The organism is Leisingera sp. ANG49 (assembly GCF_059694505.1).
Map to the genome: position 1 here is coordinate 322,457 of NZ_JCATZN010000001.1, position 25,072 is coordinate 347,528.

Sequence of the window (25,072 nt, forward strand, 5' to 3'; positions counted from 1 at the left end):
GGGTCAGCGCCAGGCATAGACCGCGCAGCCGGTGGAGCCGCTGGCGGTGAAGCTTCGGCCGTCCGCAGCCAGGCGGCCGCGCCAGGTGACCGTGATGCCGGGGAAGTAATCCGTGCCGCTGATCTGCTGGCCGTTCAGATAGACCTCCGAATTGGCGTTCTGGCCGAGTGAATCGCTGAGCCGCCCGTGGTACTTGCTGCCGCCTGCATGGGTGTAATGGACATTCCCCGTGACCTTGATCACCAGGGCACAGGTTGCCTTGTACTTCCAGGCCCCCGCTAGTGAAAAAGGTGCCGCTACTGCTGAGGTCGCCGGAGCTGGGGCGGCGGCGGGTTTGGACGCAGTCTTGCAGATTTTCCCGGACTTCCGGCGCAGTTCCTCCAGCGCGTGGGTTGTGCCCAGATCGTCGGCGCCAAGGTTTGTGTCGGCAGCCGCAAGGTAAGCCGCAAAGGCGCTGCGGGTTCTTGGCCCGGCAATCCCGTCCGGGCGGCCAACCTGGCAGCCGATATCGTTCAGCGCCGCCTGTGTCTCACGCATCACCTCTCTTGAGTCCGGTATGACCGGAACCTCAGAGGGGCCTGGCGTCTGTTGAACAGGCGCCTGCGGCAGGGACTGCTCCGTTACGAGGCCCTGCCTCAGTTGCAGCGCCACCGTGTAGGTGTATTCATCCTGCCGGCCGGAGTAGCGCTCCAGAAAGCTGTCGAGAGCTTGAGGAGTGCCGATAGAGCGGGCGAGTTCGAAGTCCGTTTGCATTGTGCCGGCAAGCGCTTGTGCAGGTTCCGATGGCGCGGCGGCTTGCGTGAAATAGAACTCCCCCAGCATTTCATCGTAGTACGCTGGAACCTGGCTGTGCTGAACGGTGAGCGCGAGATCGCGCACCTCACGCCGCAACCCGGCAACCAGCGTGCGCAGCTCCAGCCCCGGTTCGGACAGCAGCGGCAGCAGGGCGCGGGTAAAGACGGAGTTTTCAGCCGTGTCTTCTTCGTTCAGCCGGTCCAGCGCCAGCTGGCCCGCCCCGGCAGAGAAAATCACGAAGGTGCCGTGCGGTGCCGCAATCCGGCCCAGTCCGCGGGTGGTGCCGATGCTGCGGCCCTCGACCAGCTTGAACGGGTTGTTGCGGCAAGCATCGATGATCACCACGGCGGAACGGGCGCCGGTCTTACGGACACGGTCCAGAAGATCCGACAGCGCAATGGACTCGGATTTCACAAAGTCGCTGCCACCGGCGCTGGGGACGGCAATATCCGTCGGCAGCAGGTAGTTCTCGCCGTCAATCTCCACCCCGTGCCCGGCAAAGAAAACAAAAGCCGCGTCACCCGGTTCCAGCCGGGCGGTGAATTCGGAGATCTTCCGGTTCAGGCCGCGGCGGTCCTGATCCAGCGCTGTGGTGACGGTGAAGCCCAGCTCATTCAGCTTGGTGCCGATGGATTGCGCGTCGGCGCGTGCCTTGGCCAGCACCGGGACGTCGGAATAGCTGTTGTTGCCGATGACCAGCGCCATCCGGTTCTGCGCGGCGGTGGAGAGGGGAAGAAGGCACAAAAACAAAGCAAACAGGAAACGCATTGGACAACACCGGACAGGGAATATGTTCCATGGTGCCATCCAGCCGGGATCAGGTCAAAGCCGCTGTGCTTCCGGGTTAGCGCTTAGGCCGAACAGCTGGCGCCGCCCAGAACGCAGAATTTGGCGCAATGGGGGTGGTTCAGCTGCACCGGGCGCTCGGCTTCGGCCAGGGTTGCGCCCATTTCGAACTCCGGCGCATAGGGCAGCAGGGTGCAGGCCAGCACGGCGGGCGTGTCTGCGCCTTTGCGCTTTACCACCATGCGGGAGGACGCGCACATCACGCTGTCCGGGGACTTGTTCAGGATGCCCCAGCAAGCGGTTGTGATTTCAGGCACTTCCGCACTTTCGTCCATTTCCGGGAACAGCACGGTCTGGCCCGGGTTCTGCGCGTCGATGGCAAAGCCGTGTCCGGCAAACAGCTCGGCATAGCCGGCCCGGGCCTCAGCTTCGCTCTCCCCCCAGACGGTGCGGCCTGCGACGGCCATGCGGAAACCGTTATCGCGCAGCCACTCCATGCCTTCGACGGTTTTCGCAAAACTGCCCGCGCCGCGCTCCTTGTCGTGCAGCGCCTCGCTGTGGTGGTCGACTGAGATCCGCAGTGTCAGCTTGTCCCCGAACTCCTCCTGAAGGGCCAGCAAACCAGCCTTGACCGTCTTGCGCATCATCGGGCGCATGGCGTTGGTGAGGATCAGCACCTCGAACCCGCGCTCCAGCGCGGCGCGGGCCATTGGGATCATGTCCGGGTTCATGAAGGGCTCACCGCCGGTGAAGCCGATCTCCCGCACCGGCCAGTTTCGATCTGCGATCTGGTCCAGGTAACTCTTCACTTCGGCTGTGGTCAGATAGACCAGCGCGTCGTTGGTTGGGGAACTCAGAATGTAGCAGTTGCTGCATTCGATATTGCACAGGGTGCCGGTATTGAACCAAAGGGTTTCCGGACGGCTGAGCGGAACCGAGGCGCGCGGCTGACCGTCTGCCGTCACAAAGGCGTCTTGGAACTTGCCTATGTTCGCGGCAGATTTTTGCAGGTCTTTCATGCGGATGTCCTTTGGGGCAGTGCCTTTCGCCGGAAGCTACCTTATACTGGGCAGGAAATGAAAGCAGCCGGGCGGGCACATGACAGGGATGTGAGCGGCAGTGTGCCGCGCCTGCACCGGCGAAGACAGGAAGAACAAGAATGGTTTCGCGTGTGATACCGGTCGACCCGTTTGACCTGGTGATTTTCGGCGGCACTGGCGATCTGGCGCAGCGCAAGATTCTACCTGCGCTGTTCCGCCGGCATTGCGCCGGTCAGCTGACCGGGGTTGAGCGGATCATCGGCGCTGCGCGCACCAGCCTGACAAGCCAGGAATACCGGACGGTGGTAGCAGAGGCCCTGCGCGCGCATGCAGGCCCCAAGGCCTGCGGCGGCGGCGCGCTGGAGGCGTTTCTGGAGCGGGTGAGCTACGTTGCGCTGGATGCCTTGGGCGAGGAGGGCTGGCAGGAGCTGAGCCGGCAGCTGCGCCCGGCGGAGGCAGTACCGATCCGCATGTTCTATTTCTCGGTCGGACCCGGCCTGTTCGGCCCGTTGGCCGAGCGGCTGCACAGGCACGGGCTGGCCAATGCGGATGCCCGGATCGTGGTGGAAAAACCCTTCGGCCGCGACTTGGCGTCCGCGCGGGAGCTGAACCGGACCCTGGCGGGCCATTTCGAGGAAGGCCAGATCTACCGGATCGACCACTATCTGGGCAAGGAGACGGTGCAGAACCTGATGGCGGTCCGCTTCGGCAATATGCTGTTTGAGCCGTTGTGGAACAGCCAATATGTCGACCACATCCAGATCACCGTGGCGGAGACCGTCGGCGTCGAGGGGCGCGAGGAATATTATGAGCGCGCCGGTGCAATGCGCGACATGATGCAGAACCACCTGATGCAGCTTCTGTGCCTGATTGCGATGGAGCCGCCTGCCAAGTTCGACCCGGATGCGGTGCGTGACGAAAAACTGAAGGTGATCCGGGCGCTGGACCCGGTGGAGCCGCATCACATCGTGCGCGGCCAGTACCAGGCCAATCTGGACCCGGAGGCAGCGCATCCGTCCTACCGCGGGCTGGTCGGCAACCCGCGCAGCACGACGGAGAGCTATGTGGCGCTGAAGGCGCATATCAGCAACTGGCGGTGGGCCGGCACGCCGTTCTACCTGCGCACCGGCAAGCGGCTGGTGAACCGGTCCTCGATCATCAACGTGATGTTCAAGGACGCGCCGCATTCGATCTTCGGTGCGGAGGCCGGGCGCCATGCCAACCACCTGAAGATCCGCCTGCAGCCGAATGAGGGCATAACCCTCAGCGTGACCATCAAGGAGCCGGGGCAGGGCGGCATGCGGCTGATCGACGTGCCGCTGGACATGAGCTTTGCCGAGGCGCTGGGGCCGGAGGGCGGTGATCCGCCGGATGCTTATGAACGGCTGATCATGGATGTTGTGCGCGGCAACCAGACGTTGTTTATGAGGGGGGACGAGGTTGAGGCAGCCTGGGCCTGGACCGATCCGGTAATTGAGGGCTGGAAATCCAGAGGCGATGTGCCTAAACCCTACGTTAGCGGTACCACCGGCCCGGAGGATGCCGATTTGCTGATGCGCCGCGACGGGCGGGAATGGAGGGGGATAAACCCATGAAATTCAACGAATACCCTGATCAGGACATGCTGGCGATCGAAGTCGCGAATGAGATTGCCGGGGATCTGAAAACCCATCTTCTGCATCATGACACAGCGTCGTTCGCGGTTGCGGGCGGCACCACGCCGGGGCTGATTTTCGACGATCTCTGCGCCGCGGACATCGAATGGGACCGGGTGCATGTGATGGCAACGGATGAGCGTTGGGTTCCGCAGGAGCATGCCCGCTCCAACGCGGCGATGATCCGCCAGCGGTTGCTGCAGAACCGGGCGGCGAAGGCGCAGTTCCTGCCGTTCCATGTGCCGGAGCGCGAGCCGGAGGAGGTGCTGGCAGAGCTCGAAAGCCGGGTGGTGCCGGAATTGCCGCTGTCGGTTCTGCTGCTGGGCATGGGCGAGGACATGCATACGGCCTCGCTGTTTCCCGGTACTTCCGGGATAGAGGCAGCGCTGGCAGGTGACGCGCCGCCGCTGGCGGTTATGCGGCCTGACAGCCAGCCTGAAGTGCGGGTCAGCCTGACGGCGCGGGTGCTGGACGGGGCAATTGCTAAGCATCTGGTGATCTTCGGCGAGGCCAAGCGCAAGGCGCTGGAGCAGGCGATGTCCTTGCCGCCGGAAAGCGCACCCATTCAGGCTGTTCTGTCCGAGGCATCTGTCCATTGGGCGCCTTGATTTCAGGAAAGGTAGAAATGCTCACTGTTTTGAAGACGCTGCATTCCGATGTGTGCAGTGTGGATATCATTGATTTGTTTGATAAGGACCCGAACCGCGCCGAGGGGTTCAGCGTCAGGTTCGGGGATCTCCTGTTTGATTATTCCAAGACCCGGATCACCCCCGAAGTGCGGGGCGCTCTGACGGCCTTGTGTGAAGAACGGGATGTTGCTGCCAAGCGCGAAGCGATGTTCCAGGGCGGGCGGATCAACGAAACCGAGCAGCGGGCGGTTCTGCACACCGCGTTACGGGACCCGGACGGGCCGGAGCTGCTGGTTGATGGCGGGGACATCCGCGCACCGCTGCGCAAGACGGTTGAGCGGATGGAGGCCCTGGCGCGCCGGGCCCGTTCCGGTGAGATGCAGGGGCCGGGCGGCGCCTTTACCGATGTAGTGAATATCGGCATTGGCGGCTCCGATCTGGGACCGGTGATGGCGACCCTGGCTTTGGCGCCCTATCATGACGGACCGGGTTGCCATTTTGTCTCCAACGTGGATGGCGCCCACATTCACGACATCCTGCAACGGCTTGATCCCAAGACAACTTTGGTGATTGTTGCCTCTAAGACTTTCACCACCATCGAGACGATGACCAACGCGGCGACCGCGCGGCGCTGGATCGAGGCGGGCGGAGGTGACCCTGCGCAGCAGTTCCTGGCCCTGTCCACCTCTGAGGAGGAAACTGCAGCTTTTGGTATCCCGCGCAAACATGTGTTCGGGTTCGAGGACTGGGTCGGCGGGCGCTATTCGGTCTGGGGGCCTATCGGGCTGAGTGTGATGCTGGCCGTGGGGCCGGAGAACTTCCGCGCCTTTCTGGCGGGCGGCAAGTCGATGGATGACCATTTCCGCAGCGCCCCCTGGCAGCAGAACGTGCCGGTGATGCTGGCGCTGACTGGCATTTGGCACAATCAGGTCTGCGGCTATCCGACCCGCGCGGTGCTGCCTTATGACCAGCGGCTGCGGCGGCTGCCGGCCTATCTGCAGCAGCTGGAGATGGAATCAAACGGTAAGTCGGTGGCAATGGATGGATCGCCTTTGCCGTATCCGACCGGCCCGGTGGTCTGGGGCGAGCCCGGGACCAACGGCCAGCATGCGTTTTACCAGCTGCTGCATCAGGGCACATCGGTTATTCCGGCGGAGTTTCTGGTGGCGGCCAAGGGCCATGAGCCTGAGCTGGCGCACCACCACAAGCTGCTGGTGGCGAACTGCCTGGCCCAGTCCGAGGCGCTGATGCGCGGCCGCAGCCTGGAGGAAGCCTGCGCGCTGATGCGGGCCAAGGGCTATGAAGGGGCAGAGCTGGAGCGGCAAGCGCGGCACCGGGTGTTTCCGGGCAACCGGCCTTCCACCACGCTGATCTATCCGCAGCTGACGCCGCATGTGCTGGGCCAGATCATCGCCCTTTACGAGCACCGGGTGTTTGTCGAAGGGGTGATCCTTGGGATCAATTCCTTTGACCAATGGGGCGTGGAGCTGGGCAAGGAGCTGGCCAACACGCTGGCGCCGCTGGTTGCTGGTGAGAAAAGCGCGGAGGGCAAAGATGGGTCAACCCGCGCCTTGCTTGATTTCGTGCGCGAGGCCGGTAGCTGACGCGGGTTGCAGAAGCGGCGGGGCGCGAACGCCCCGCGGCCCCTGTCAGGGAAGCGTCACATTGCTGGTGATGGTGTTGACGAACTTGCCGGTTTCCGGATCCGTCAGCGACGAGAAGGTGCCGCCGCCTTCCGCCCCGGACCAGGGGCCTGTTCCGCCGCTGAGCTTCCAGCTTCCGGTCAGGGCGCCGGAGGCATCCATGCCTTCGGCATGCCAATGCAGCACCACTTTTTCGCCAGCCTTGTCGGTGAAGGCGCAGATGCCGCCGCCAGTGACACCAGACGGGGCAGCCTCGACTGCGCCAAAGCAGGGCCCGGCGGCGCCGTTCATCGGGTGCTCCGCGTCTTCCATTTCGACATTCTCGTAGGAGCTGCTGGTCTGAATCACCATGTGGCCGTCGGCAATTTCGGTGGGTGTATTGCTTGCGATGCCGGTTCCGGTGCCGGCCTGTTCCCAGGTTGTGCCTGCAGCTGCGGTTCCGGCGCTGAAAGCGCACAGAAGTGCGGCGGCGAAATAGTGGCGTGTCATACTGGTACCCTCCCAAACTGGCAGCCCTTAAAATGCGGGCCTGCCGGGTCAGTCTACCACAAACAGCAGGGAGGCGCGCGGCCTCAGCGGTCAGGCCGGAAGACCACCGCATTGCGCGGCAACTGTCTGAAAAATATGAAAGGCTGGAGCGGGTAGCGGGAATCGAACCCGCGCCTTAAGCTTGGGAAGCTCGCATGATACCATTTCACCATACCCGCTCGTGAAGGCAGGATTATGCCGCGGCGCCGGTAAGGTCAAGGGCGCCGCAGCGAAATTCTTGCCAGTCCGGGATCAGCCCCGGCGGCGGCGGCGGCGGCCGCCGCCAGCGCCTTCGCCGTCACCGCCGCCGGTGTTGAAGTTCACCTGCGGCAGGGTCACCACGGTTTCCAGGATCGGGAAGGGCTCGGCCGAGTTCGGGATCGCCGAGGCATTGACGAAATGCTCCTGGAAGCGGGGTTCCACGGCGGTTTCGATCTTCTCGATCCGGCGCACGGTTTCCTCGATTTCGCCGCGGGCTTCGGTATTCAGGAGCGCAATGCGGGCGCCGGTGCCCGCGGCGTTGCCGGCCGATGTGACCTTATCCAGCACGCAATCGGGGATCATGCCCAGCACCATCGCGTGTTTGGCAGAGATATGCGCGCCGAAGGCGCCGGCCAGCACCACGCGGTCGACCTTGTCGACGCCGAACTTGTCCATCAGCAGGCGGGCGCCGGAGTAGAGCGCGGCTTTGGCCATCTGGATGGCGCGGATATCCGGGTTGGTCACAGTGATGGTCGGGCCGCCGTCAGCGGAACCGTCCCACAGCATGTAGGCATTGGTGCGGCCGTCCTGGATGCAGCGAGCGGAGCCGGTCTGCTCGGCGGAGCCGATGAGGCCGGAGGCGTCCAGCACGCCAGCCAGGCGCATCTCGGCAATCGCCTCGATGATGCCGGAGCCGCAGATGCCGGTGATGCCGGTGGTTGCGATGGATTCGGCAAAGCCCTGTTCGTCAGACCAGATTTCGGAGCCGATCACCCGGAAGCGGGGTTCCTTGGTCTCCGGGTTGATCTCCACGCGCTCAATAGCGCCCGGGGCGGCACGCTGGCCGCTGGAGATCTGCGCGCCCTCAAATGCGGGGCCGGTGGGGGAGGAACAGGCGAGGACCTTTTCCTTGTTGCCCAGCAGGATTTCCGCGTTGGTGCCGACGTCCACGACCAGCACCAGGTCTTCGGACTTGTCCGGAGCTTCCGACAGCGCAACCGCAGCAGCATCGGCACCGACGTGTCCGGCGATACAGGGCAGCAGATAGACGCGGGCAGCGGGGTGGATGTTCAGATCCAACTCATTCGCCCGCAGCGCCAGCGCGTTGGAAGTCGCCAGCGCAAACGGCGCCTGGCCCAGTTCGAACGGGTCGATCCCAAGGAACAGGTGGTGCATCACCGGGTTGCAGACAAAAACCGCATCGACGATCAGCGCCTTGTCGATCTCCGCCTCAGCCGCGATCTGGGTGAACAGCGCGTTCATGCCCTCGCGCACCGCGCGGGTCATCTCCTGGTCGCCGCCCTTGTTCATCATCGAATAGGAGACCCGGCTCATCAGGTCTTCGCCAAAGCGGATCTGCGGGTTCATGATGCCGGAGGAGGCGACAACCTCGCCGGTTTGCAGATCGCAGAGATGCGCGGCGATGGTGGTGGAACCAAGGTCGACTGCCAGGCCGTAGATCGAGCCTTCATAAAAGCCGGGCCAGATGTGCATGATCTTGGGCGGGTGGTTTTCGTCGCCCAGATGCACGGCGACGGTCACCTTCCAGCCGCCTTTGCGCAGGGCGGGCTGCAGCACGTTCAGGATGTGCAGATCGGTCTTGACGCCCTTCAGGTTCCACTGGGCGTCCAGCGCTTCGATCAGCCGCTCCATATCGCCGGTGGGCTTGTGCATGTCGGGTTCTTCCACCTCGACATAATACAGCCGGGTGGAGGGGTTCATGGTGATGTCGCGGGCCTCGGCGCGTTTGCGCACCACCTGGCGGTGGACCTGGCTTTCCGGAGGCACGTCGATCACGATGTCGCCCTGCACGGTGGCCTGGCAGCCCAGGCGGCGGCCATCGATCAGGCCGCGCTTGTCCTTGTAGCGCTGTTCGACCTTGTTCCACTCACTCAGCGCGCCCTCCGCCACGGTCACGCCGTGCTTGGGGAATTCGCCGTAAGAGGGTGTGATCTGGCATTTTGAGCAGATCCCGCGGCCGCCGCAGACCGAGTCGAGATCGACCCCAAGCTGCCGGGCGGCGGTCAGGATCGGCGTGCCCACGGGGAAACGCCCGCGCTTGCCGGAGGGGGTAAACACAACGAGGGGTTCGTCAGTCATGCCTGTGGCCTTCTCATTCCGCAATTTAGGCGGAGCATATGGGCTTTTGCGGCAAGCGAAAGGCAATGGGCGGCATTTTCCCGTCTGCCGGCGCCATTTTCCGAGATTTGATGACTTTGGGATGCTGTTTTTTGGCGGGCCTGCGGTCAGCCGCCGGTCTGCGCCTCAACTTCCTCAAGCCACGCCAGAATCTCTGCCCGGTCGCCATCGAGCCGCGGGGCAGGGCGACGGGTTTCCGGATCCGCCAGCCCGCTCATTTTGATGGGATTGCCTGCGGACAGGTTTTGAGGATGGCCGTCCTCGCCCAGCACATCGACAACCATGTTGCGGGCCAGGATCTGCGGGTCCTGCAATACTTGATCCACGGTTTGAATCGGCCCGGTTGGAACACCGGCCTCGCTGAGCAAGACGATCCAGTGGTTTTTGGGCCGATCCAATGTCACCGCCTCGATCAAACGCTTCAAGAGGCGCGCGTTTTCGCAGCGCGCCGGGTTGGTGGCAAAGCGCGGGTCCGCGGCCAGCGGCAGCTGCAGGGCCTCGCAGAGCCGGGCAAACAGCGCGTCATTGCCAGCCGCGATCACGAACAGCCCGTCGGAGGCGTGGAAGGTCTCAAACGGGGTGATCGACGGATGCCGCGCGCCGGAGGGCTGCGGTGCCTCACCGGTGACGGAGGTGATGGCGATGGCGTGCTCCAGCAGGGCCAGCTGGCTGTCCAGCATGGCAACGTCGATGAAACGGCCCTGGCCGGTCTTCTGCACATCCAGCAGCGCAGCGAGAATGCCGTGGCCGAGAAACATGCCGGCAACGATATCGCCGATCGAGGCGCCGACCCGCACCGGCTCGCGGTTCTTCTCTCCGGTGATCGACATCACCCCGCCGCGCGCCTGCACCACCATGTCATAGGCCGGCTTCAGGGCATCGGGACCGGTGTGGCCAAAGCCCGAGACCGCGCCATAGATCAGCCGCGGGAACCGGGCGTGCAGGTCTTCCCAGCCGTAGCCAAGCCGCTGCATCACGCCGGGCCGGTAGTTTTCCAGGAGCACGTCTGCCTGGCCCAGAAGGCGTTCGAAGATTTCACGGTCCTGCGGCGCCTTCAGATCCAGCGCAATGCTTTGCTTGCCGTGGTTGATGGTCGCAAAATAGGCGCTGCTGCCGCTCTTGAAGGGCGGGAAGGCGCGGGTGTCGTCGCCGGTCCCGGGCCGTTCCACCTTGATCACCCTGGCGCCGAGGTCCGACAGGATCATCGAGCAATAGGGGCCTGCCAGAACATGGGTCAGGTCCAGAATGGTGATGTCTTTCAAGGGGGTGGACATGGCAAAATCCTGCATCATTTCTGCAGCTTTACTGATAACCGCGGCAGCGCCCTACGCATTGACCCAGATCAGCCTGCCGACAAAGAATTGCTGCGCTGCAGGAATTCTTGGCGCCGACCTCTTTCCACCCGCAAGCTTCTGTGCCATAGGGTCACCGCCAAACGGGGTTATGCATGAGGACGACCAATGCAGATTCGTGAGGCTCTCACCTTTGATGATGTTCTTCTGGTGCCAGGCGCGTCGAGCGTTCTGCCCAACACGGCGGATACGCGCACGCGGGTGACCCAGTCGATCGCCCTCAACATCCCGCTGCTGAGCTCGGCGATGGATACCGTGACCGAGTCACGGATGGCAATTGCGATGGCGCAGGCTGGCGGTATGGGCGTCATTCACAAGAACCTGAATGCAGAAGAGCAGGCCCGCGAAGTGCGCCGCGTCAAGCGGTTCGTCTCCGGCATCGTTTACAACCCCATCACCCTGACCGCGGACCAGACCCTGGCAGACGCCCAGGCGCTGCAGGAGCGCTACCGTGTCACCGGGTTCCCGGTTGTCGATGGATCTGGCCGCGTGGTTGGCATCGTCACCAACCGCGACATGCGCTTTGCCACCGACGCCAGCACCCCGGTGTCGGTGATGATGACCTCGGACAACCTTGCGATGCTGCAGGAGCCCGCCGATTTGGAAGAAGCCAAGTCGCTGATGAAGGCGCGCCGGATTGAGAAGCTGCTGGTTTCCGATAAGGACGGCAAGCTGACAGGTCTTCTGACCCTCAAGGATACTGAGCAGGCGGTTTTGAACCCCACTGCTTGCAAGGATGAACTGGGCCGCCTGCGGGTTGCTGCCGCCAGCTCCGTCGGCGACAGCGGGTATGAGCGGTCCGAGGCGCTGATCGACGCAGGCGTGGACGTTGTGGTGGTGGACACTGCGCATGGCCATTCCGCGGGCGTGATCGACGCGGTGAAGCGGATCAAGGCGCAGTACAGCAAAATTCAGGTGATTGCCGGCAACGTCGCCACCGGTGATGCCACCCGTGCGCTGATCGATGCGGGCGCCGATGCGGTCAAGGTTGGTATCGGCCCGGGCTCCATCTGTACCACCCGCATGGTGGCGGGCGTAGGCGTGCCGCAGCTGACCGCGATCATGGATTGCGCCGCAGCGGCTGGCGATGTGCCGGTGATTGCGGACGGCGGCATCAAGTTCTCCGGCGACTTCGCCAAGGCGATTGCGGCCGGCGCCTCCTGCGCCATGGTCGGTTCGATGATTGCCGGCACCGACGAAAGCCCGGGCGAGGTGATCCTTTATCAGGGCCGTTCCTTCAAGTCCTACCGCGGCATGGGGTCGATGGGTGCGATGGCGCGCGGCTCTGCCGACCGCTATTTCCAGAAGGACGCGGCCAGCGACAAGCTGGTGCCGGAAGGGATCGAGGGCCAGGTGCCGTACAAGGGCGGTGCCAGCGCTGTGATCCACCAGCTGGTGGGCGGCCTGCGCGCAGCGATGGGCTATACCGGCTGCGCGACCGTCGACGAGATGCGCAAGAACTGCAACTTTGTCCGCATCACCGGAGCGGGGCTGAAGGAAAGCCACGTCCACGACGTGCAGATCACCCGCGAAGCGCCGAATTACCGGGTGGGCTGACACCATGATGGCCGCAAGTGACACCGGGGCAGGGGCATGACCCCCGCCGCCCGCCTGCAGGCGGCCATTGAAATCCTGGATCAGGTGGTGGCAGGGGAACCTGCCGAAAAGGCGCTGACCTCCTGGGGGCGCCGCAGCCGCTTTGCCGGGTCCAAGGACCGGGCCGCGGTGCGCGACCATGTGTTTGGTGCCGTACGCTGCCTGCGCTCGCACGCCGCGCTTGGCGGTTCCCGCACGGGGCGCGGTCTGATCCTGGGCGCGCTGCGCGAGGCGGGGCAGGACCCGGATGAATTCTTCACCGGTCAGGGCCATGCGCCCGCGCCGCTGACAGACGCGGAACGCGAGTTCCCGGAGCCGCCCGAAGGTGCCGAGGCAATGGATCTTCCCGATTGGCTGTGGCCGGAGTTTCGCGGCAGCCTGGGGGACAAGGCCGAAGCCGCGGCGCTGGCCTTGCGCAGCCGGGCGCCGGTGCATCTGCGGGTGAATACTGCGCGCGGAACTATTGAACAGGCGGTGAAGGCATTGGCTTCCGAGGGCATTGCCGCCCAGCCGCATCCGGCAGCGGCAACCGCGCTGGAGGTAACTGAAGGCGCGCGCAAATTGCGCAATGCTAATTCCTATCAGGACGGCTTGGTTGAGCTTCAGGACGCGGCAAGCCAGGCCGTGACGGAGCGGCTGCCTTTACAGGACGGCATGAAGGTTCTGGACTACTGTGCAGGCGGTGGCGGCAAGACGCTTGCCATGGTGGCCCAGACCGGTATCCAGTGTTTCGCGCATGATGCCGACCCTAGGCGGATGAAGGACCTGCCGGAACGTGCCGCACGGGCAGGGGCAAAGGTTACGCTGCTTTCAACTGCTGATCTGGCCCGCTCCGGGCCGTTTGACCTGGTTCTGTGCGACGTGCCCTGTTCCGGTTCCGGCTCCTGGCGGAGGGCGCCGGAAAGTAAATGGCGTCTGACCGCCGAAGGGCTGGCGGATTTGCAACGTATTCAGGGGGAAATCCTGCGTAAGGCCGCCGGGCTGGTCACGCCGGATGGGGTGCTGGCCTATGCAACCTGCTCTATGCTGGCAGGCGAAAACAGCGCTCAGACTCAACGGTTTATGGATGAAAACCCTGAGTGGAAACTGGCGGATCAGAACGGCTGGCAAGTGCAGGATGGCACCGATGGGTTCTATGTTGCCGTGTTGACGCGCGCAAAACGCGGTTGTTAGGGTTTCGGCTGTAAACCTGTGTGTTTCTTAACGTGGTTTTAACCTAAACCGCCGCGTTATGGCGGCATTCTCTACTGACCATGGAGCCGTAATGTCCGGTCGCCAAGACACCTCCGTTCCGGAACTGCGTGTTTACGCACCTGAGCACGCCAGGCTGGCGGCGACATTTCTGCTGGCGGTGACGCTGATGACAGGCCCCTGGCTGTTGCCGCTGCCTGACTGGATTGGCCGCGGTTTTATCATGGTGGGGCTGACGCTTGCGGCGGTTGCAGCACTGATGGTGCTGCAGACACGGATGCGGCTGAATGCGCGCGCCATGGCGGCTGAACTGCTGACCGGTTTCATCGAAAAGGACGCAACTCCCAGCTTTGTCACCGATAATGACGGTATGATCCACGCCTGCAACGGCGCTGCGGTGAAGCGCTTTCAGGATGCCAGCCGCGACACGCTGGCGGGCACGCTGCGTTCTGTCCTGGCCAATCCTTCTGCGGTGCTCTACCGGCTGCAGAGCCGTGCCCGCGTCGATGGCGCGGCGCGCGAGGATATCGTGACCCGCCGCGGCCATGTGCGGCTGGCCGTGCATCAGATGAGCGGTGGCAGCTTCCTGTGGCGGGTGGAGGATATCCTGGACCGCGGCGGCAATGGCCGGGGTGCCGATGCGCTGCCGGTTCCGATGATCACGGTGGGCCGCACCGGTGCGGTTCTGTTCATGAACGAAGCTGCCCGCCGCCTGATCGGCGAACGGGTGAAATCCACTGACCGTTTGTTTCCAGCGCTGCCGGTTTTGCCGGGACAGATCAATACGCTCAGCACGAAAAAAGGGCCGGTGCAGGTGCTGGTCAGCGAGCAAAACCGCACCCAGGGCCGCAGTGAGTTGTTCCTGATGGAGGTGGACGAAAGCAGTTTTGACTCCGCACAGGCCGGGTTTGAGGCGCTGCCGGTGCCCTTCCTCAAGGTTGCGCCGACGGGGGAGATCCTGAGCAGCAACCGGATGGCGCTGCGGCTGCTTGGGGTCGAAAGCTGCGCCAACCTGAAGCTGGGCCAGCTGATGGAAGGGCTGGGGCGTCCGATGTCGGACTGGCTGCGCGACACTGCGGACGGGCTGGCGCCCAACAAGTCGGAGTTCCTGCGGCTGTCGCGTTCGGACAAGGAAGTGTTCGTCCAGGTCACGCTTACCCGCGTGGTAGAAGAAGGCACACCGCTGCTGATTGCGGTTCTGAATGACGCGACGGAGCTGAAGACGCTGGAGGCGCAGTTTGTCCAAAGCCAGAAAATGCAGGCGATCGGGCAGCTGGCGGGTGGTGTTGCGCATGACTTCAACAACCTGCTGACGGCGATTTCCGGCCATTGCGACCTGCTGCTCTTGCGCCACGACCAGGGCGACCAGGATTATGGCGACCTGATCCAGATCCATGAAAATGCCAACCGGGCGGCCTCGCTGGTGAGCCAGCTTCTGGCCTTCTCGCGAAAGCAGACGCTGCAGCCGGAAACCCTGGATGTGCGGGACACGCTGTCCGACCTGACCCATTTGCTGAACCGCCTGGTGGGGGAGAAGGTCACCCTGACCCTCAGCCACGATCCGGTGATGAAATCGATCCGCGCCGACAAGCGGCAGCTGGAACAGGTGCTGATGAACTTGGTAGTGAACGCCCGCGATGCGATGCCGCAGGGAGGTGAAATCCGGGTCGAAACCGAGGTCATCTCTCTCGACAAGCCGCTGGAGCGGAACCGGGCTACGGTGCCTGCTGGCGACTGGGTGACGGTGAAGGTTTCTGACGAGGGCGTCGGGATTGCCCCGGACAAGCTGCAGAAGGTTTTTGAACCTTTCTACACCACCAAGCGCACGGGTGAAGGGACCGGGCTGGGCCTGTCCACGGCCTATGGCATCATCAAGCAGACGGGCGGCTATATCTTTGTCGATTCGGTAAAGGGGCACGGCACCCAGTTCACGCTGTTCTTCCCGGTCTATAAGCAGCAAACGGAGCAGATGGCCGCTGAGAAGCCGGAAGCGGCGGAAGAAAAGACTGTTGCTGCACAGCATGGGGAGGGTGTGGTGCTGCTGGTCGAGGACGAGGCGCCGGTGCGTGCCTTTGCTTCCCGTGCGCTCAGAATGCGCGGCTACACGGTGCTGGAGGCGGAGTCGGCTGAGGATGCCCTGCGCACGCTGGAAGATCCGGGTCTGACTGTAGATGTGTTTGTGACCGATGTGGTGATGCCGGGCATGGACGGCCCCAGTTGGGTGCGCGAAGCACTGAAGGAGCGCCCGGACACCCGCGTGGTGTTCGTCTCCGGCTATGCCGAGGGTGCCTTTGGCGAGGCAGAGCCGGATGTGCCGAATTCAGTGTTCCTGCCCAAGCCTTTCTCTCTCAACCAGTTGACCGAGACAGTGCACGCGCAGTTGCACTAAGGCCGAGTAAGGAAATGAAAAGCCGCCGGTTTCGGCGGCTTCATACTTTCAGCGGGCGGGAATGGATCCGTAAAGTTCGAACTCCTCTGCACGTTTGCGGCGGATGTGGGCCTCTGCATTGGGGCTGAGGGTCAGGTCCGCCTGCGGGCTGACGTTCTTGCGTTCCAGACGGATCTCCGTGTCCAGCCGCTGTTCCAGGAACTGCTTCAGTGCGTCCGGATCCTCATAGCGGAACAGATGGCTGACCTTGCACCCGTTGGGCTGGGCCTCCAAGAATTTGGCCTGGCTTCCGACATTGGCAAAGGCGGGCGGCTTGCCCTTGCAGTAGGCGTGCAGGAAATCGTCGAAACTGACATCCTTGGTCGAGTTGGGCTTGCCGTCCAGCGCGGGCCGCTGACGGTACCGGTACCAGCTGCCGAGCCAGCTAAGGGGTTCGCGCATCACGGCTGCGATTTCCAGTTCCGCACCGCAGACCTTCTCGTACATCGGCCGGATCCAGCGGTTGTAGCGGTAGAGCGGTGCGTGTTTCAGCTCCGGCGGGTCGGAGATCACCAGATCGGCGTGGTCGCGCAGGGCCGCCTGAAATGCGGTGGTGCCGGTCTTGGGAACGGACAGCAGTGCCAGCCGTTCCTTGAAAAATATCATCATTCCGTTAACTGCCCGGTAAATAATCTTGCTGCCGATTAACCATAAACCAATCCTTAACACCCCGGCTTCGAAGTGGGTACACCAGAAATTTGTTGCAATGTTCTCTTTTTGATCCCATAAGGAACAAGAGGTGAACAAAGCAGTGATTGCCGCGCGCCCCGGTGTGTGACACATAGAAAAGGACAAGGGACTATGGCGGATCTTTTGACCATGAAAAATAAAGTAAGCGGTGACAAGCAAAAGGCGCTGGACAGCGCGCTTGCCCAGATTGAGCGGCAGTTCGGCAAGGGCTCGATCATGAAGCTCGGCGATGGCAATGCCATGCAGGAGATCGAGGCGAGCTCGACCGGCTCTCTGGGCCTGGACATCGCGCTGGGGATCGGCGGCCTGCCGATGGGGCGGATCATTGAAATCTACGGGCCGGAAAGCTCGGGCAAGACCACGCTGACCCTGCACTGCATTGCGGAACAGCAGAAGAAGGGCGGCGTCTGCGCCTTTGTCGACGCGGAACACGCGCTGGACCCGCAGTATGCGGCCAAGCTGGGCGTCGATCTGGATGAGCTGCTGATTTCGCAGCCTGACACCGGCGAGCAGGCGCTGGAAATCACCGATACGCTGGTGCGCTCTGGCGCGGTTAACATGGTGATCGTCGACTCGGTGGCCGCACTGACCCCGAAATCCGAGCTTGAGGGCGACATGGGCGACAGCAACGTCGGCGTGCAGGCCCGTCTGATGAGCCAGGCGATGCGCAAGCTGACCGGCTCCATCAGCCGTTCAAAATGCATGGTGATCTTCATCAACCAGATCCGCATGAAGATCGGCGTGATGTTCGGCTCCCCCGAAACCACCACCGGCGGCAACGCGCTGAAATTCTACTCCTCCGTCCGTCTGGACATCCGCCGCATCGGTGCGATCAAGGACCGGGATGAAGTGGTCGGCAACGCGACCCGCGTCAAGGTCGTAAAAAACAAGGTGGCGCCGCCGTTCAAGCAGGTGGAATTCGACATTATGTACGGCGAAGGCATTTCCAAGATGGGCGAACTGCTGGACCTGGGCGTGGCGGCCGGTGTCGTCAACAAGTCCGGTGCCTGGTTCTCTTACGGGGATGAGCGGATCGGGCAGGGGCGGGAAAACGCCAAGACCTTCCTGAAGGAAAATCCGGCCATCGCCTATGATATCGAGGACAAGATCCGTGCGTCGCACGGGCTGGAATTCGAGCGCCCGGAAACGGACGATGCGGACGATATCCTTGAAGCCTAAGCGCTGGAAAATCTGAAAAAACCGGAAACGGTAAGGGCGTGGCGCGAGCTGCGCCCTTTTTCATGGAACCATGCCGCTTCCCGCTGTGGACAGCGCCCTGGTGCGGGGTTAAACCTGCCCGGAACGCTTAGAAAAGCCCGCAAGAGATCCCGCATATGCCGACGCTCAACGATATCCGCTCAACCTTTCTGAACTACTTTGCCAAACAGGGGCATGAGGTGGTCGACTCCAGCCCGCTGGTGCCGCGCAACGACCCGACCCTGATGTTCACCAACTCGGGCATGGTTCAGTTCAAGAACTGTTTCACCGGAGTGGAAACACGCGACTACAAGCGTGCCACCACTTCACAGAAATGCGTGCGGGCCGGCGGCAAGCACAACGACCTCGACAACGTCGGCTACACCGCGCGCCACCACACGTTCTTTGAGATGCTCGGCAACTTCTCCTTTGGCGATTACTTCAAGCATGAGGCGATCCCCTTTGCCTGGGAGCTGATCACCAAGGAATTCGATATTCCGAAGGACCGGCTGTACACCACCGTCTATCACACCGATGACGAAGCCTTTGACATCTGGAAGAAGATGGGCGTGCCGGAGGACCGGATCATCCGCATCGCTACCTCTGACAACTTCTGGCAGATGGGCGACACCGGCCCCTGTGGCCCCTGCACCGAGATTTTCTATGACCACGGTGACCACATCTGGGGCGGCCCTCCGGGCTCGCCGGAGGAAGACGGCGACCGCTTCATCGAGATCTGGAACCTCGTCTTCATGCAGAACGAGAAGTTCGCGGATGGCTCAATGGTGGATCTGGAGATGCAGTCCATCGACACCGGGATGGGGCTGGAGCGGATTGCGGCGCTGCTGCAGGGTACCCATGACAACTATGAGACCGATCTGTTCAAGGCGCTGATCGAAGCCTCGGCGAACGTCACCAACACTGATCCGTTCGGCGACCAGAACGTGCATCACCGGGTGATCGCCGACCACCTGCGCTCCTGCTCCTTCCTGATCGCAGAAGGCGTTCTGCCTTCGAATGAAGGCCGCGGCTATGTGCTGCGCCGGATCATGCGCCGCGCGATGCGCCATGCCTCGCTGCTGGGGGCCACCGATCCGGTGATGCACAAGCTGGTGCCGTCGCTGGTTCAGAAGATGGGCGCGGCCTATCCGGAGCTTGGCCAGGGGCAGGCGCTGATCGAAGAGACCTTTGAGCAAGAGGAAACCCGTTTTCTCAAGACCCTGGACCGCGGCCTGAAGCTGCTGGACGAAGCTTCTGCCGATCTGGGCAAGGGCGACGTGCTGCCGGGCGAAACTGCGTTCAAGCTGTATGACACCTACGGCTTTCCGCTCGACCTGACCCAGGACGCTTTGCGCGCCAAGGAGATCGAGGTCGACACCGATGGTTTCGACGCTGCAATGAAAGAGCAGAAAGAGAAGTCTCGCGCGGGTGGCATTGGTCTGGGCGAAGCGGCGGACGTGAAGGTCTACTTCGACATCGTCGACGCAGCCGGCACCACTGACTTCCTTGGCTACGAAACCGAGAAGGCCGAGGGCCAGATCGTGGCCATCGTCAAGGACGGTGCGCAGCTGCAGTCTGCGGCCAAGGGCGACACAGTTCAGGTGATCCTGAACCAGACGCCGTTCTATGGCGAAAGCGGCGGCCAGGTAGGCGATACCGGTGTGCTGACTGTTGAAGGCGGCGCGGCCCGCATTACCGACACCAAAAAGGTGGAGGGCCTGTTCCTGCACATCGCCGAAGTGACCGAGGGCGAAATTGCCGTTGGCAAAGGTGCGGCGATGGAAGTGGATCACGCGCGCCGCAGCAAGATCCGAGCCAACCATTCGGCCACCCACCTGCTGCACGAAGCACTGCGCAACGCGCTGGGGGAGCATGTGGCGCAAAAGGGCTCGCTGAACGCCGAGGACCGCCTGCGGTTCGACTTCAGCCACAACAAGGCGATGAGTGCGGATGAACTGGCCAAGGTCGGCTCGGAAGTGAATGATTTCATCCGCCAGAACACGCCGGTCTCCACCCGCATCATGACCCCGGATGATGCGCGCGAGCTTGGCGCCCAGGCGCTGTTCGGCGAGAAATACGGCGAAGAGGTCCGCGTTGTCTCCATGGGCCGCGCACAGACCGGCAAGGGCCACGACGGCGATACCTACTCGATCGAGCTGTGCGGCGGCACCCATGTGAAGCAGACCGGTGACATCGGCACCTTCGTGATCCTGGGCGACAGCGCGTCCTCTGCCGGCGTGCGCCGGATCGAGGCGCTGACCGGTGCGGCGGCGGTGGAGCACCTGGAGCGCGAAGCAGGCCGGATGGCTGAAGTCGCTGGCGCGTTGAAGGCGCAACCTGCGGAGGTCTTGGACCGCCTCAAGGCGATGATGGACGAACGCAAGGCGCTGCAGAACGAGATTTCCAATCTCAAGCAGCAGATCGCCATGGGCGGCGGTTCCGGCGGTGGTGCTGAGGCCAAGGACGTGAATGGCAAGAAGTTCCTGGCCCAAGCGCTGCAGGGCGTGTCCGGCAAGGACCTGCGCGGCCTGATTGACAAGCACAAGCAGAACATCGGTTCCGGCGTGATCCTGCTGATCGCAGAGGACGACGGCAAGGTGGCCGTGGCCGCCGGTGTCACCGACGATTTGACCGGCGACATCTCGGCTGTGGACGTGCTGAAGGCGGCGGTTCCCGCCGTGGGAGGCAAGGGCGGCGGCGGCCGTCCGGACATGGCCCAGGGCGGCGGCAAGGACTTCTCCGGCGCGGAGGAAGCCATCAAGGCAGCGGAGGCACTGCTGGCTGGCTGACCATTTGGTCAAAAAACACTTGGTCTTTGCGGCTATCTGCCTAAGCTGCCGGAAAGATCATGAAACTGGGAGGCTCCGATGCCCGCACTTTGGATTGCACATGTGACCGTTACCGACGCCGACGCCTATGGCAAATATGCCGAATTGGCCGGCCCGGCCATCGCCGCGCATGGCGGCGAATTTATTGCCCGCGGCGGCCGGTTCGTGCAGCTGGAAGGCAAGGAGCGCCCGCGCAATGTGGTTGCGAAATTCCCCAGCGTGGAAGTGGCGGTCGATTGCTACCACAGCCCGGAATACCAGGAAGCGCTGGACCACGCGCGCGGCGCTTCCGAGCGCGAGCTGATGGTCGTGGAGACCAGCGAGTAGGGGCCTGCGCACCGGGCAGGCGGTCCGCCGTTTGAGTATTCCACGGAAAGATGAAAGGGGCGCGGCGCTGCTGCGCCCTTTTCAGTAGGGATTATTGGCGGAACGGTCTTCCGACAGGCTGGACTGGCGGCGCGCCACTAGGGCTTCGATGGCGTCGGCCAGGTGTTCCTCCTGAATGTTGTAGTCGCCGCGTTCGACGCGGATCCTGTGCGCCTCGATCATGACGTCGGCATGGCCGCAAAAGGCGGGCGGTTCGAACCGGTAGCAGGCGAGTTCGATAAGCAGGCCCATCGGATCCTTGAAATAGATCGAATCCATGAAGCCGCGGTCCTTGGGGCCGGAATGGCTGATGCCGCGTTCATTCAGGCGCGTCACTGCCTGTGAGAACGCGGCCTTGCTGACATTGAACGCAAGGTGGTGCACGCAGCCGGGCTCTGTGGGGGTGCGGCTGGGGTCTGCCGTGCGGGTTTCATCAGTAAAGACAGTGATCAGGCGCCCGTCGCCGGGATCGAAATACAGGTGGCCTTCGTCCGGGTTGTCGAGATTGGGCTGGTCGAAGATGAAGGGCATGCCCAGCACCCCCTCCCAGAAGTCGATCGACGTCTGCCTGCCTGCGCCGGTCAGCGTGATGTGGTGCACGCCCTGAACTTGAAGTTTCCGCATTTGAACTCTCCGCGTTTGGGGCAGGCTAACACGCGGCGGCGGAAACGGAAAAGGCCGCCGGAGCGGCGGCCTTTTGGATCTGGATCAGCTTGCGGCCTTGGACATCCGCTTGCGCTCATGCGGGTCCAGGTAGCGCTTGCGCAGGCGCACGTTGTTCGGCGTCACCTCCACAAGTTCGTCATCGTTGATATAGGCGATGGCCTCTTCCAGAGACAGCGTCATCGGAGTGGTCAGGCGCACGGCGTCGTCGGTGCCGGACGCCCGCACGTTGGTCAGCTTCTTGCCTTTCAGCGGGTTCACTTCCAGGTCGTTATCGCGCGAATGCTCACCGATGATCATGCCGGTGTAGATGTCGGCCTGGGCGCCGATCATCATCTTGCCGCGCTCTTCCAGGTTCCACAGCGCGTAAGCCACCGATTGGCCGTTCTCCATTGAGATCAGCACGCCGGCGCGGCGGCCCGGGATCGCGCCCTTGTGCGGTGCCCAGCCATGGAACACGCGGTTCAGCACGCCGGTGCCGCGGGTGTCGGTCAGGAACTCGCCGTGATAGCCGATCAGGCCGCGCGAGGGGACGTGGGCGATGATACGGGTCTTGCCTGCGCCTGCGGGCTTCATCTCGACCAGCTCACCCTTGCGGGCGCCGGTCAGCTTCTCGATCACTGCGCCGGAGTATTCGTCATCGACGTCGATGGTGGCTTCTTCGATCGGCTCCATGCGCACGCCGTCGACTTCCTTCATGATCACCTGCGGGCGGGAGATTGACAGTTCGAACCCTTCGCGGCGCATGTTCTCGATCAGAACGCCCATCTGCAGTTCGCCGCGGCCGGAAACCTCGAACGCTTCGCCACCGGGGGTGTCCTGGATCTTGATGGCGACGTTGCTTTCGGCCTCTTTCATCAGGCGGTCGCGGATGACGCGGGACTGCACCTTCTTGCCGTCGCGGCCGGCCAGCGGGCTGTCGTTGATGCCGAAGGTCACAGTGATAGTGGGCGGGTCGATCGGCTGGGCGTCCAGCGGCTCATCCACGGCCAGCGCGCAGATGGTGTCGGCCACGGTGGCCTTGGACATGCCGGCGATGGAGACGATGTCGCCTGCCTGGGCTTCTTCGATGTCCTGCTGGGCCAGGCCGCGGAAGGCCTGGATCTTGGTGACGCGGAACTGTTCGATCTTCTGGCCGATGCGGGAGATCGCCTGCACGGTGGCGCCGACCTTGAGCTTGCCGGACTCAACACGGCCAGTCAGGATGCGGCCGACAAACGGGTCGCTGCCGAGCGTTGTGGCCAGCATCCGGAAATCGTCGTCCTGCTGCTTGATTTGCTTGGGTTCCGGCACGTGGTTCACGATCAGGTTGAACAGCGCGTGCAGGTCTTTGCGCGGGCCGTCCAGATCGGCATCGGCCCAGCCGGAGCGGCCGGAGGCATAGAGGTGCGGGAAGTCCAGCTGGTCCTCGGTGGCGTCGAGCGAGGCAAACAGGTCAAAGCATTCGTCCAGCGCGCGGTCGGGTTCGGCGTCCGGCTTGTCGACCTTGTTCAGAACCACGATCGGGCGCAGGCCCAGGGCCAGCGCCTTGGAGGTCACGAACTTGGTCTGCGGCATAGGGCCTTCGGCGGCGTCCACCAGCAGCACCACGCCGTCCACCATCGACAGGATCCGCTCCACCTCGCCGCCAAAGTCGGCGTGGCCGGGGGTGTCGACGATGTTGATGCGGGTGCCGTTCCACTCGACCGAAGTCGGCTTGGCAAAAATGGTGATGCCGCGTTCGCGCTCCAGATCGTTGCTGTCCATGGCGCGTTCCGCCACAGCCTGGTTTTCGCGGAAGGCGCCGGATTGTTTCAGCAGCTCGTCCACAAGCGTGGTTTTGCCGTGGTCAACGTGAGCAATGATCGCAATGTTGCGCAAGTCCATGACGTTCGCCTTTGTAAGGAAGTTGGGCCGCGCATAGCCCGAACCCCGAACAAAGGCCAGAGAAAAACCGCTGGAGAGCCCCGCAAATGCGGATCAGTGGCCCGAGGACTTGGAAAACAGGTGGATTATGACGATGCCCGACATGATCAGCACCATGCCGAGGATGGCAGGCAGGTCCAGCTTCTGGCCGAACACGATGAAGGCGATCACCGCGATCAGCAGGATCCCGAGGCCGGACCAGATGGCGTAGACAATGCCCACCGGCATGAATTTGAGGGTCAGCCCCATCATGTAGAAAGAGAAGGCATAGGCGACGAGGACGATCAGCGAGGGGCCAAGCCTGCTGAACTGCTGGCTGGCCTGCAGTGCCGTGGTGCCGATGGTTTCCGCTGCCACCGCAATAATCAGGTAGACGTAGTGAACCGGCATCTCAGCCTCCCTTAAGCGCTTGCCGCGGGCAAACCCGCTGGTCTGACTTCCCGCCTACCCGATCTATGCAGTCCGGGGAAGTCCCGATGCGGCACGGGCAGGCTGGATTCCGCAAACGGCGGCGAATGAACACGTCATTGTGCGCGGGTACACTGGACTGTGAATTTAGGAATTCCTAGGAGGTTGTCCCAATAATGGGGGTTGGATTGAAACGCTGATCTGATTCCCGGAAGTGGAATGGGGATTGCCGCATGTGCCGCTGGGCTGCATACACGGGTGCCGACGTCTTCTTGGAGGACATCATATCAACACCGGCGCATTCGCTGATCGCGCAAAGCCAGAAAGCGGTGGAATGCAAGACCGCCACAAATGGAGACGGGTTTGGTATTGCCTGGTACGGCCAGCGGCCTGAGCCGGGTCTGTACCGCGATGTCTATCCGGCCTGGTCGGACTGTAACCTGCGGGCGCTGGTGCATCAGGTGCAATCCGGGTTGTTCCTGGCGCATGTGCGGGCCTCCACCGGTTCCGCCACCAGCCGCAACAACTGCCATCCTTTTACAGCCGGCAGGTGGAGCTTCATGCACAACGGTCAGGTCGGCGGGTTCGAGAAGTTCCGCCGCCACGCCGACATGTGCATTCCCGATGAACTGTATGAGCACCGCAGGGGCGCCACCGACAGCGAAGTACTGTTTCTGCTGGCCCTCCGCGAGGGCCTGGATGCAGACCCCAAGGGGACGCTGGAGCGGGCTGTTGCCCGGATGGAGGGTTTGTCCCGGACGCGCGGGACTACGCCGCACATGCGGCTTTCGGCGGCGATGTCGGATGGAAGGACGCTCTTTGCCGCGCGCTATTCCTCTGACAACATTGCGCCGTCGGTCTACTACCGCTGGAGCCAGAGCATGAAGGGCTGGGCGGTGGTGTCGGAGCCGCTGGAAGACACCGGAGAGGCCTGGAATGAGCTGAAGCCGGGAGAATTTCTGACGCTGACGCCGGAAGGCGCGGAAACCCTGCCGTTTCAACCGTTTCTGGAATGATGTGCAACCCCGCCGG

Annotated in this window: 19 protein-coding genes and 1 tRNA gene; 10 read left to right on the top strand and 10 right to left on the bottom strand. The window is 63.1% G+C overall.

Annotated features, from left to right (window positions below; genetic code table 11):
- Window positions 1-3 precede the first annotated feature (3 nt).
- The gene (locus tag AC58NV_RS01570; protein ID WP_497225579.1) at window positions 4-1,500 is read right to left on the bottom strand and encodes a caspase family protein; all 1,497 of its coding nucleotides are present in this window, start codon (window positions 1,498-1,500) and stop codon (window positions 4-6) included.
- 146 nt (window positions 1,501-1,646) lie between these two features.
- Entirely contained in the window at window positions 1,647-2,600 is a 954-nt protein-coding gene (locus tag AC58NV_RS01575) for a radical SAM protein (RefSeq protein WP_497225580.1), read from the bottom strand.
- Between the two features lie 140 nt (window positions 2,601-2,740).
- On the opposite strand from AC58NV_RS01575, the gene zwf reads away from it, so the two are divergent.
- From zwf to pgi, 3 genes are read left to right on the top strand one after another with little or no spacing between them, the layout of a single operon-like run.
- On the top strand, window positions 2,741-4,216 hold the full coding sequence (gene zwf, locus AC58NV_RS01580; RefSeq protein WP_497225581.1) for a glucose-6-phosphate dehydrogenase: 1,476 nt from the start codon (window positions 2,741-2,743) through the stop codon (window positions 4,214-4,216).
- Entirely contained in the window at window positions 4,213-4,884 is a 672-nt protein-coding gene (gene pgl / locus AC58NV_RS01585; RefSeq protein ID WP_497225582.1) for a 6-phosphogluconolactonase, read from the top strand. The genes zwf and pgl overlap by 4 nt, the downstream gene beginning before the upstream one ends.
- A gap of 17 nt (window positions 4,885-4,901) precedes the next feature.
- Window positions 4,902-6,509, top strand: coding sequence for a glucose-6-phosphate isomerase (gene pgi / locus AC58NV_RS01590; RefSeq protein ID WP_497225583.1), 1,608 nt, complete (start codon window positions 4,902-4,904; stop codon window positions 6,507-6,509).
- Between the two features lie 45 nt (window positions 6,510-6,554).
- Here the strand turns inward: pgi and AC58NV_RS01595 are convergent, their stop codons facing one another.
- The 4 genes from AC58NV_RS01595 to AC58NV_RS01610 all read right to left on the bottom strand — a co-directional run bounded on the left by AC58NV_RS01595 (window position 6,555) and on the right by AC58NV_RS01610 (window position 10,690).
- Complete coding sequence (locus AC58NV_RS01595) at window positions 6,555-7,037, bottom strand: hypothetical protein (protein WP_497225584.1); 483 nt, start codon at window positions 7,035-7,037, stop codon at window positions 6,555-6,557.
- Window positions 7,038-7,181: 144 nt separating this feature from the next.
- Window positions 7,182-7,255, bottom strand: a tRNA-Gly gene (locus AC58NV_RS01600).
- Window positions 7,256-7,328: 73 nt separating this feature from the next.
- Entirely contained in the window at window positions 7,329-9,377 is a 2,049-nt protein-coding gene (locus AC58NV_RS01605; RefSeq protein ID WP_497225585.1) for an ASKHA domain-containing protein, read from the bottom strand.
- A gap of 146 nt (window positions 9,378-9,523) precedes the next feature.
- Entirely contained in the window at window positions 9,524-10,690 is a 1,167-nt protein-coding gene (locus AC58NV_RS01610; RefSeq protein ID WP_497225586.1) for a CaiB/BaiF CoA transferase family protein, read from the bottom strand.
- A gap of 186 nt (window positions 10,691-10,876) precedes the next feature.
- Here AC58NV_RS01610 and guaB point away from each other — a divergent pair, with 186 nt between their 5' ends.
- The 3 genes from guaB (at window position 10,877) to AC58NV_RS01625 (ending at window position 15,944) form a co-directional block, all read left to right on the top strand.
- Complete coding sequence (gene guaB / locus AC58NV_RS01615) at window positions 10,877-12,325, top strand: IMP dehydrogenase (RefSeq protein WP_174147016.1); 1,449 nt, start codon at window positions 10,877-10,879, stop codon at window positions 12,323-12,325.
- 36 nt (window positions 12,326-12,361) lie between these two features.
- Window positions 12,362-13,537, top strand: coding sequence for an RsmB/NOP family class I SAM-dependent RNA methyltransferase (locus AC58NV_RS01620; protein ID WP_497225587.1), 1,176 nt, complete (start codon window positions 12,362-12,364; stop codon window positions 13,535-13,537).
- Between the two features lie 91 nt (window positions 13,538-13,628).
- Entirely contained in the window at window positions 13,629-15,944 is a 2,316-nt protein-coding gene (locus AC58NV_RS01625; protein WP_497225588.1) for an ATP-binding response regulator, read from the top strand.
- 48 nt (window positions 15,945-15,992) lie between these two features.
- On the opposite strand, the gene AC58NV_RS01630 is transcribed toward AC58NV_RS01625, so the two are convergent.
- The gene (locus tag AC58NV_RS01630) at window positions 15,993-16,592 is read right to left on the bottom strand and encodes a gamma-glutamyl kinase (protein ID WP_497225589.1); all 600 of its coding nucleotides are present in this window, start codon (window positions 16,590-16,592) and stop codon (window positions 15,993-15,995) included.
- 192 nt (window positions 16,593-16,784) lie between these two features.
- Here AC58NV_RS01630 and recA point away from each other — a divergent pair, with 192 nt between their 5' ends.
- The 3 genes from recA to AC58NV_RS01645 all read left to right on the top strand — a co-directional run bounded on the left by recA (window position 16,785) and on the right by AC58NV_RS01645 (window position 21,025).
- On the top strand, window positions 16,785-17,852 hold the full coding sequence (gene recA, locus AC58NV_RS01635; protein WP_497225590.1) for a recombinase RecA: 1,068 nt from the start codon (window positions 16,785-16,787) through the stop codon (window positions 17,850-17,852).
- Between the two features lie 155 nt (window positions 17,853-18,007).
- Window positions 18,008-20,659, top strand: a complete 2,652-nt coding sequence (gene alaS / locus AC58NV_RS01640) for an alanine--tRNA ligase (RefSeq protein WP_497225591.1) — start codon at window positions 18,008-18,010, stop codon at window positions 20,657-20,659.
- A 78-nt stretch (window positions 20,660-20,737) separates the two neighbouring features.
- Window positions 20,738-21,025 (top strand): DUF1330 domain-containing protein, encoded by a 288-nt coding sequence (locus AC58NV_RS01645; RefSeq protein ID WP_497225592.1) that lies wholly within the window; start codon window positions 20,738-20,740, stop codon window positions 21,023-21,025.
- Window positions 21,026-21,106: 81 nt separating this feature from the next.
- Here AC58NV_RS01645 and AC58NV_RS01650 read toward each other — a convergent pair whose 3' ends face one another.
- The 3 genes from AC58NV_RS01650 to AC58NV_RS01660 form a co-directional block, all read right to left on the bottom strand.
- Complete coding sequence (locus AC58NV_RS01650) at window positions 21,107-21,688, bottom strand: VOC family protein (RefSeq protein ID WP_497225593.1); 582 nt, start codon at window positions 21,686-21,688, stop codon at window positions 21,107-21,109.
- Between the two features lie 84 nt (window positions 21,689-21,772).
- Window positions 21,773-23,593: a translational GTPase TypA gene (gene typA / locus AC58NV_RS01655; RefSeq protein ID WP_497225594.1), complete on the bottom strand. Its 1,821-nt coding sequence runs from the start codon at window positions 23,591-23,593 to the stop codon at window positions 21,773-21,775.
- A 93-nt stretch (window positions 23,594-23,686) separates the two neighbouring features.
- Window positions 23,687-24,022: a DMT family transporter gene (locus tag AC58NV_RS01660; protein ID WP_366661832.1), complete on the bottom strand. Its 336-nt coding sequence runs from the start codon at window positions 24,020-24,022 to the stop codon at window positions 23,687-23,689.
- Between the two features lie 251 nt (window positions 24,023-24,273).
- Here AC58NV_RS01660 and AC58NV_RS01665 point away from each other — a divergent pair, with 251 nt between their 5' ends.
- Window positions 24,274-25,056: a class II glutamine amidotransferase gene (locus AC58NV_RS01665; protein WP_497225595.1), complete on the top strand. Its 783-nt coding sequence runs from the start codon at window positions 24,274-24,276 to the stop codon at window positions 25,054-25,056.
- Window positions 25,057-25,072: the final 16 nt, after the last annotated feature.